At 57.6% G+C, this 9,315-nt stretch carries 4 protein-coding genes and 6 pseudogenes; 5 read left to right on the forward strand and 5 right to left on the reverse strand.

Annotation, left to right across the window (positions count from 1 at the left end; all coding sequences use genetic code 11):
- Nucleotides 1-130: 130 nt before the first annotated feature.
- The 3 genes and pseudogenes from IVB36_RS00205 to IVB36_RS00215 form a co-directional block, all read left to right on the forward strand.
- Nucleotides 131-245 (forward strand): annotated as a pseudogene (locus IVB36_RS00205) (integrase); the annotation flags it as partial.
- A gap of 254 nt (nucleotides 246-499) precedes the next feature.
- Nucleotides 500-844 carry a hypothetical protein gene (locus IVB36_RS00210; RefSeq protein ID WP_247390132.1) on the forward strand — a complete coding sequence of 115 codons (345 nt, stop codon included), beginning with the start codon at nucleotides 500-502 and terminating at the stop codon, nucleotides 842-844.
- A gap of 32 nt (nucleotides 845-876) precedes the next feature.
- Nucleotides 877-1,071, forward strand: coding sequence for a hypothetical protein (locus IVB36_RS00215; protein ID WP_247390133.1), 195 nt, complete (start codon nucleotides 877-879; stop codon nucleotides 1,069-1,071).
- 126 nt (nucleotides 1,072-1,197) lie between these two features.
- Here IVB36_RS00215 and IVB36_RS00220 read toward each other — a convergent pair whose 3' ends face one another.
- Nucleotides 1,198-2,292, reverse strand: coding sequence for a lysine 2,3-aminomutase (locus tag IVB36_RS00220; protein ID WP_051113068.1), 1,095 nt, complete (start codon nucleotides 2,290-2,292; stop codon nucleotides 1,198-1,200).
- 397 nt (nucleotides 2,293-2,689) lie between these two features.
- A pseudogene (locus IVB36_RS00225) lies at nucleotides 2,690-3,789 on the reverse strand (IS3 family transposase).
- 204 nt (nucleotides 3,790-3,993) lie between these two features.
- On the opposite strand from IVB36_RS00225, the pseudogene IVB36_RS00230 reads away from it, so the two are divergent.
- Nucleotides 3,994-5,230: pseudogene (locus tag IVB36_RS00230) on the forward strand (IS701 family transposase).
- Nucleotides 5,231-5,389: 159 nt separating this feature from the next.
- On the opposite strand, the pseudogene IVB36_RS00235 reads toward IVB36_RS00230, so the two are convergent.
- Nucleotides 5,390-5,955 (reverse strand): annotated as a pseudogene (locus tag IVB36_RS00235) (IS66 family transposase); the annotation flags it as partial.
- Nucleotides 5,956-6,846: 891 nt separating this feature from the next.
- Nucleotides 6,847-7,902 carry a D-alanine--D-alanine ligase gene (locus tag IVB36_RS00240; RefSeq protein WP_247390135.1) on the reverse strand — a complete coding sequence of 352 codons (1,056 nt, stop codon included), beginning with the start codon at nucleotides 7,900-7,902 and terminating at the stop codon, nucleotides 6,847-6,849.
- A gap of 347 nt (nucleotides 7,903-8,249) precedes the next feature.
- Between IVB36_RS00240 and IVB36_RS00245 the strand changes: the two are divergent.
- Nucleotides 8,250-8,381, forward strand: a pseudogene (locus IVB36_RS00245) (transposase); the annotation flags it as partial.
- 354 nt (nucleotides 8,382-8,735) lie between these two features.
- Here IVB36_RS00245 and IVB36_RS00250 read toward each other — a convergent pair.
- Nucleotides 8,736-9,215 (reverse strand): annotated as a pseudogene (locus IVB36_RS00250) (IS110 family transposase); the annotation flags it as partial.
- Between the last annotated feature and the right edge of the window lie 100 nt (nucleotides 9,216-9,315).

Here is a 9,315-nt window from a genome sequence, read left to right on the forward strand (position 1 = left end):
CCGAACCCAGCAAGTTTGCTTTGCGGATTGAATGAAGCCGCTACCTCGGTGTGAACGTTGAGGTGGCGTAGAGCGCCTCCTGCCCGAGAGGATGTGGGTGTTGCAGCCCCCCACAGATAGGAGAGTTGAGATGGCCGGTTTGAGCCTTCTACGCCGGCATGATCGAGGACATGACCGTCCGCAATCTGTCGCCGGCGACGCAGCGATCCTACAGCAGCGCGCTTTCGAAGTTCAGCCGTTACTTCCGTGCGGCCCGTTGGGTCGGCTCTACGCCCGAGACGCCGCGGGCCGGATGATGGAGTTTCGATCTGACCCGGCTGGCTGGAGCGGAACGATGTCCGCAGCTACTTCCTGGAGCGGGCGAGCAATAGCGGGAATGACACGATCAAGAAGATTACGACGAGGCTGCGGACTTTCCTGCGGTATCTCGCAGTCGCAGGCCGTTGTCAGGCGGGTCTCGACGGCGGTTCCGACATACGCTCATTGGCAGCTTGCCGACATGCCCCGGTATCTGTCGACCGAGGAGGTCAACCGGCTGATCGCTGCCGGTGACGGCGATGCCGGTGCGCGCCGACCTGATCGTGCGATCGTACTTTTGTTGGTGCGCCTCGACCTGCGGGCCGGTGACGCGGCGCAACTGCGTCTCACCGAGATCGAGTGGCAAACGGGATCGCTGCGCAAGTCGCGCTACGAGGTCCGGCTGCCGCTACCGCAAGACGTCGAGGATGCGACCGCCGCCTACCGCGATTGCCGGCCGTCTACCCGCCGCAACGATGTCTTGTTCCTGCGCAGGATCGCGCGGTGCCGGCCATTCCGACGAGGCGACGGCATCTGTCGGTGGTGAAGCTTCCGGCGCGGCTGGATCAGTTCATTAACATGAAGCACGAGCTGGTTCTGCTCGCCCGCAAGGTGGGGACTGAAGATCGCGCCGCTCTCGGCGAGGCCTTTACGATCGCAGGGATTCGATCGCTGCGAGCTAGCAACAGGGGTTTGAAAGCCAGAGGCCAGACATCGGGTTCGTACATGCAGCGCGTTGGCCATGTGAGCGGGCCCAACATTCCGCAGGCATGAAAAACATTTCATGCCCCGTCGCGTCACGAGGCGAAGACCGTCACCCGCATTGCACTGCGCGATGCGCGCGGCGGCAGCACGGCTTTGTGTTTCGCAATCGGCGTTGCCCCGGTCTTTGCATGGATTTCATCCTTTCGGTAAATCATCGAGCCAGCAGGCTGTCTCGACATGCGGCCGAGAAAAGATCTTTCCGATTCTTTCAAGAACCTTATTTTGATGATACCGCATATACATGCGGCCATCGTCTCCCACATCGAGGATCTCGATCTTCCCTGTATGGTGAGACATGATGTATTTGAATGTTTTTTCGATGCCACTAAGACGCTGGCTGATGCCATGTGTAATCTCGATTCCGCGGCGCAATGGAACCTGAAAATGTGATGCGCCCTTCACTGGCCTGCCCTGGAATAAATAATAAGGGCGCACTCCGATCTCGTGACATTTAGCGAAAGTCGCCGCCAAGATTTCGGGATCATCGTTGACTTTCGCGAGAAGGACGGACTGGTTGAGAAATTGCACGCCTTCTGCGCGCAGCGAGCGAATTGTTCGCTCCGCATCCACTGAAATCTCGCCTATGTGATCAAAATGTGTAATGACTATTGCGGCTTTACCCGCCTCATGGATTCGTCGGAACAAAGCTGTCAGCGCGGAATCCTCGAACCGCTTGGGTTCAAAGGCGATCATTTTTGTGCCGAACCGAATTGACTCCAGATGTGCAATCGGCAGCAGATGATCCAGAATTTTATTGAGCTTCGCGGTGCTAAGCATAAACGGGTCACCTCCTGATAACAGTACGTTCGTCATCTCGGGATGGCAGCCAATATACAGCGCAACCTGAGCAAAATCGGATGCGATTTCACCGGAATCTTTGCCTACAATTCGTTTGCGGAAGCAATAGCGGCAATATGAAGCGCAACGGTCAGTCACGAGCAACAAACCAGTCCTGGCGTACTTGTGCTGGAGTCCGGGCACAACCGTATTTTGGTGTTCGCCGCTCGTATCCAAACTACCACGGCTCTCGAACTCCTCAATTGAGGGCTCCACAATGTACTTGAGCTGATCATAGTAGCCACTGTTGGTAGTCTGTTCGCGATAGAATCTTGTGACATGATAACGCGTGATGTTGTTGTCTTGCAGTTCCCCATCGCTAACGACGCGCGTCTCTTCGATGAATCTCATAGCCTGTCCTCTGCGATACAGCGGATCAACTGCAGTTGTCATGGCTGCACCTCCCTTCTATCCTGATGAGCTATCTTAGAGCCGGCGCGGCCAGCTTCCAACTAGTACTACAGCATCACCTAAAGTCTCGAAGCCTACCTACTCTGGTGAGGTACATAGGCGTCGTTGAGAAAGCGTTGTGTGTAGAAACATCAGAGATCTTCCCGAGTAGTAGCGGTACCCGTCGACTGGCTTGACGCAGGGAGTTCGTCGGCTCAATCAGACGTGCGCCGCTCGCTAATTACTGACTTGCGCCCGAAACTTTCATCCAGCCGTAAAAAGAGTCTCGTCGGGTTTGAAGCGCTCCCCCAAACTAGGCCAGCTGATGCTGGACTTTTCGGGGCTTTGAAGTGCTCCCCAAAACTAGGCCAGCTGATGCTGGAATTTTCCGGGGTTTAGCTCATGCCGGCGGGGGCGCCGATGAGCCATTCAACAGCGATATCGGCGCCTTGTTGCCGATCGCGCTATGGGGCCGGATTTCGTTGTAGTCTCTACGCCAATCCTCCATTTTCTGCCGGGCCTCGTCAAGGCTCAGGAACCAGTGCGTGTTCAGGCATTCGGTTCTGAACTTGCCGTTGAAGGATTCGATGAAGCTATTGTCCGTCGGCTTGCCGGGACGTGAGAAGTCGAGCACAACGCCTCTTTGATAAGCCCAGATGTCGAGATCGCGGGAGATGAACTCCGATCCCTGATCCACACGAATGCTCTTCGGGTAACCGACGGTTTTGCAGATGCGCTCCAGAGTCAGCACAACGTCCTCGCCTCGATAGCTGAACCGCGGATCGACCGCCGGCGAGAAGCGGCTGAAGATGTCGACAATCGTCAGCACGCGGAGTTTGCGGCCGGTGGCCAGCTGGTCGTGAACGAAGTCCATGGCCCAGGTCTCGTTGATCTGTTTGGCATCGGTTCGATCTTCTCGCAGCTTGGCCTTGACGCGGCGCTTGGGCGTTTTGTTGCGTAATTGCAGGCTCAATTCCCGGTACAGGCGATAGACCCGTTTGACGTTAACGGCCCAGCCCTCCCGTTGCAGCAGCACATGAATGCGCCGATAGCCGTATCTCACCCGCGTCGCGCAGATGTCCTTGATCCGGTGTTTGAGAGCGGCCTGGTCGCCGCGCTTCGACTTTTAGACGTAAAGAGCGCGATCAACCCGAAGCGAGGAGCAGGCCCGCCTGACTGACACCTTCCAGTCACTTCACACCTTGTCGACAAGCTCGCGCTTGCGGCCAGGCCTCAGAGCTTTTTTGAGAGCACATCCTGAAGCATGGCCTTGTCCAACGACAGGTCGGCGACAATCCGCTTCAGCTTCGCGTTCTCTTCCTCAAGCTGACGCAGCCGCTTCATCTCCGAGGGCGTCAAGCCTGCATACTTCTTCCGCCAGTTGTAGAAGGTTGCCTCGCTGATCCCGGCCTTGCGGCAGACCTCGGCCACCGCCGAGCCGTCTTCAGCCTGCTTCAGCACGAATGCAATCTGCGCCTCTGAAAACTTCGATGTCTTCATGGAACTCTCCTCGTCCCATCAGGGGATCATAAGTGGACAATTCCAGTTCAAACCGGCCTAATTTGACGGGTCAGGTCATTTAGCAACACAGGGATTGAAGTGAGATCACGCTTCCATTCTCTTCGGACGAACATGTGGGTCGTCGATTTGCTCTCCTACCATTACAGTTGCTTTGTTTGGGGGCTTCTGAATCCATGGGCAACCATGATTCGAATGTCGTGGACGCGGGCCGCGTCGGTTGAGGAGACGCTTGCGTTGTGGGCGGCGTCGCTTCGAGAGGTCAAGCAGCGGATACGTCCGTTGTTCACGCAAGAGCGTGTGGCGACGAATGCAGGCCTGTTCCTGGAAGGTCTGCTCAGAGATGAGCAGCGCAAGACCGGTTGGATGCGCGCGGAGGCGGCTGGCGATCCCGGCCCATGGCGGCAGCGGGCGATCCTGGGTCGCGGGGATTGGGACGCTGATGCCCTGCGCGACATCGTCCGGGACTATGTCATCGAGCACTTGGCGGATGACGATGCGGTGCTGGTGATCGACGAGACCGGCTTTCTCAAGCAGGGTAAGGCCTCGTGCGGAGTGGCGCGGCAATAGACTGGTTCGGCAGGGAAGATCACGAACTGCCAGATCGGCGTCTTCGCTACCTACGTTTCGCGTCGTGGTCATGCGTTCATCGATCGCGCGTTGTATCTTCCGAAGGAATGGACCGACGATCCAGACCGTCTGGAAGCCGCATACGTGCCTGCCGATGTCGGCTTTGCGACCAAACCAAAGCTTGCGACGAGAATGATCGCACGTGCGATAGCCGCGTCTGTACCATTCAAGTGGGTTGCCGGTGACACGGTCTACGGTGTTGGCGATATGGAACAGCAGCTACGGCGGGCAGGCAAAGGCTATGTACTCGGGGTCCGCAGCTCTCATGTCTTCCGATCTTGGGGCAAGCGACAGCCGGTCGCCGGGAAGGCCGAAGACATCGCCCGGGCGCGGCGCCCGTCCGACTGGAAGCGCTTGTCGGCGGGAGCCGGAACCAAAGGACCGAGGCTGCATGACTGGTGTTATCTCGAACTGGCCGATCTCGAGGTCGAGCAGTTCAACAGCGCAAATGATGGTTTATGGACGCGCGGTCTGCTGATCCGTCGCCATATCGCCGATGGCGATCTCGCCCTCTTCACCACCTGGTGCCCAGCGGGAACATCAATTGAAACGCTGGTTGCGGTCGAAGGCCATCGATGGGCGATCGAGGACAGCTTTGAAACCGCGAAAAACGAGTTCGGGCTCGATCACAACGAGAGCAGGTCCTCGGCATGGCTGGCATCGCCACGTGTCCCTGGTGGTGCTCGCCTTCACCATGATGGCGGCAATCCGCCATCGCGCCAATCCGCCACCGCCCAAAAAAACCAAACGCCGCCCCCCGGCAAAAGCCAAAGCACACCCACGCCGCCGCTGATCCGTTGGTCAATCCAGGAAATCCGCCGCATCGCCATCAACTTGCTCGAAAGCGGATCCAACCCGCGCATGTCATCGCAGCATGGTCATTCTGGCGCAGAGCTCACCAGGCTGCCGCTCAGCGCGCGCATCTCAAAGCAAAACGGCAACTGTAATGCTAAGCCAGCAGCATCTGAGCCTGCCGGCAGGCCGGCAGGTGCCATGCATATTTGGCGACCAGCACATGCGCGACGATCGCCTCGGGTGAAAGGCCGCACTTGATCAGCCGCTCTGGTGACGGCGACTGAACCACGCCAACCGCGCAGGCCCGGGACGCGTATTTGGGATCAGTGACGATCACGGAACTTTGCCGACACGACTTCGAGGCGCCGTGAGGTCTCCTCACCGATCAAATGCAGAGGCGGTCGGAAGCGCACCAGTGGCTGGCGCGGCGCCGCGTAGCACGCTGGGTGGCTTGCCGTGTTCTTCCCGTCGTGAGCGGCTTCTTCGCTGCCAATGGCCTGCTCGAAGTCCTCGATCACCAGCTGCAACTGCTCAGGATGGAGCTTCTCCGAGTGGAGCCCGAACTGCGCGCGCTGCAGCTGGCGCAACAGATGCTGCAGGCGATCCATTTGCGACAGGGTCTGATCGCGCTCGGCGATCGCCCCGTCGCGTTTCGCGCCCGCCGCAATCACTGCCTACAGCGTCTCATTATCGATCGATAAGCTGATCTGTAGTCTCGCTCACGCCCGGTACTCCAGCCGATTCGCGGGCCGTTGGGGAATATCGTGGCCAACCTGACCCAATCGGTCGCAGGGGTTCGCAATGTTGCGGTTGGCTTTGCAATATCGCGGGTGCGTAGGCGCGACGACTCCAGGCCGTCCATTAGCGCTGCGAGCTGTGATGCGGACAGACGGATCACGCCGTCGCAGATCGGCGGCCAACGGAACGCGGAATGCTCCATCCGCTTGCACAGCAGCACAAGCTGGATCCGTCCCAGGCCAAGCTCTTCAAACGGTCCGCTCTCTTCGAACGGAAGACGAAACTCGTTCCCGTGAAAAGGATCATGGTGGAGTTGCGCGCGCGGCGACATCATCGGCACCTCTACTGAAAGCCGACCGGCCGCGCGTGAACATGATGTTCACGCTGCGCCGAAGCCACGATCATGTCGTGGTAGCCCTCACCGCCAACCGGACGTCACGCAGCCAGGCCGGATTGCCCCCGTCGCTGCGTGAACCACCGCATGCCTAATCTCGATGCTGATCGTTATCGCGTTCCGCGTTGCGGCTTCCACCCACCGAGAGTACGGAATCCAGAACTCCGTGCTCTCAGTTGTCTGGCAACAGCTGTCTTGAGGGTTGCTCGACAAGACGCTCGGACGCGGCCTTGGTTGAACGCGCTATTCGCCAGGTGGCGGCTTCGAGGTTGTCGCAGTCGCTCAGGCCAACGAGAGTGCGCGAATCATTCAAAGGCGCTTCTGAACAAGTGTGGAACGTACCGTCCGCTGTGGTCTAGGTCGCCTGATGAAACACAGTGACCTCCAAAGCGATCTGATCGGCGGAAGCCAAGCTCACTGCGGATTCGTGGCGATGTAGACAGATCGTTCATTGTCTGACCATCGCACCATCTTGGCTTAGCTCATAGGATTGCTCTCGGTCGCTCAGAGCGCCTAATGGCGTCTTCAAGCAGTCTCTGCACCAAGACCTTGTACCCCATACCCGATCCCTCCATCATCCTTGAAAACGCGCTGCCGGGACCAAGGGCAGGAGCGTTTCCCACTTCGTTGACCAGGAGTTCTCCATTGGGCCGCATAAAGATATCCACGCGCGCCAGTCCCTCACAACCGATCACTTTAAACGCCTCGCAAGATAACGATCGCACTCGATGAGCCGTCGCTTCGTCCAGTTCTGCCCTGGTCTTGAACACTACTCCCTTCTCATCAAGTTTGGCCTGAGCGGTATAGAAACCTTGCCCATCAGAGATGATCTCGCTTGGCCATGAGCAAGATAATTCCCTCGGTCGCTCTACATCCTGCAACACCGCACACTCAAGCTCGCGCGCCTGTACGCACTCCTCAACCAAGACTTTGCTGTCATAGCTAAATGCGAGATCGACAGCAGTCAGAAACTCTGATTCGCAAGTTACCTTGCTGACGCCGATCGAATTATAAATTCTTGCCGGCTTCACAAATAGCGAGCAGCTGCAGAGAGCTTCTTGGGCAAACTGGAATTTCACTTCCTCCCGAGCTGTCAGAGCCAGATACTTCACGATTGGAAGTCCTGCGTCCCGCAATATTCGTTTGGTGATTTGCTTGTCGCTGCATATTGCCGGCGCAGGCCCCCGGGATCCTACAAAAGGGACCTGCGCTGCTTCTAGCAGGCCCGCGCCGCCGCAGGGCGAGATTGGGAATGCAACATCAATGTCACATGTTCTGATATACTCCTGTCCATGTACAATCGCCTTGCCACCCCCAGCCGGCAGAAGTGTCAGTTGAGCCCCTGATGAATTCACGTATGAGGGAAATTCCTTCGTATCCTCCTGTAGCCACCACCGGCCATCCGGCGCGACACCTACCAGTATCGGGCTGTGGCGTTTCGTGTCCAAAGCTTCATAGACAGATCGAGCGATGCTCATAGACATGTCGTGCCCAAGAGATTCGCCTCCAAACAATAGTGCCACGTTTAGTACAGCCATGATCAGTCTCCCTATAAGTTTCCAACAAGCCTAGCAGTATGCCGAGGGCAATAAGGCATAACGCTAAGAAATCCTCGGCAAGGATTTTCCGCAACTACTAAGAAACAGAGGCGCACGATGGTGAAGGTCGTGACAAATAGCGGGATCAGGTCGCGGCCGGTCATTTCGGGCGGTTCTTAAATTGCGAGCTACCTCGTGGATCATTCCCATCACGCCCAGCCTCCTGCCCCTGGCAGCGATCTGGCTCGAGGTGTGCTTGACGGGTGATCGTCCACATGAAACGACCATTGAGCTGCTGCCGGTTTGAGACAGCCAGACTGGGTGTTTCATGCAACCGAAGGTGGGTCATGCAGCGGCGAAAGTTCAGTCGAGAGTTCAAGATCGAAGCGGTCAAGCTCGTCAGGGAACGAAGAAGGGTGTCGGTGGCGCAAGCTGGCCGCGACCTGGGCGTCCATGAGAACCTGCTGCGTAAATGGGTGAGCGTCCCGCAAATGAATCAAGCACTTGTGGGTAATTGAAAGCCGGTGAAGGCCGCCTTGTCGAATGAGGCGTGTTGTTGAGAACTGTCCTTATGGACATGTGTGGACGCCCCCGTTGATGCAAGAGGAATCTTTCGAATGAGTCTAGAGCGCGCGGTCGGGTGGTGACATGTGTCCGGCCTCTGATGCTGCCGTTATATGCCGCCGGCCTGTATGGGAGTTCGCGGAGCGGGTCCAATTCAGTGATGCGCGCTCGAGGCGCGTGTCCATAATCTGGTTTTCCCGATCCCGTCTCTGACCGTTGCGCCATACTCTCCGTTCGACCTTCTCACATCGTAGGCAGTAGCCCACGACGGCCGGAGCTCGATATATTCCGCCTCTCGCCATCAATGCCCAGACTATCTGCGCCATCTTGTTAGCTAGGGCGACAATCACCAGCATGGGCGGCTTACGACTTAACATATTCATGAGCCAAGGGTTAGAAGAGCCCTTGCGCTTTGCCCATCGCACGGCAGCACTTGCGCCGATGATCAGCAGCCTGCGTAATGTTCGCTCACCCATGCGAGAGGTCTCACCAAGCCTCAGCTTTCCTCCGGTCGAGCGCTGCAGCGGCGTTAGACCAAGCCACCCAGCAAAACCACGGCCTTTCTTAAAGGCCTGGGCAGTCGGAGCTAACGCAACAAGCGCCGTCGCGGTAATAGGTCCTATTCCGGGAACGGTCATCAACCGCTTGGCTGGCTCATCCTCTTTAACACGATGGGCAAGTTCTTGGTCCAATTGGGTGATCTTCTCATCTAATGACCGCAATTGATCGGCGAGCAATTGCAGGATCGGTGTAAGCGCGAAGCCGATACCCTTGCTTCAGAATTCGAATGAACGTGCGAAAGAAGCCTCCGGCTTGGACGGAGGTTTCGGATGGGATTGGACAGCAAAA

Source organism: Bradyrhizobium sp. 35 (genome assembly GCF_023073215.1).
Classification (GTDB): domain Bacteria; phylum Pseudomonadota; class Alphaproteobacteria; order Rhizobiales; family Xanthobacteraceae; genus Bradyrhizobium; species Bradyrhizobium canariense_D.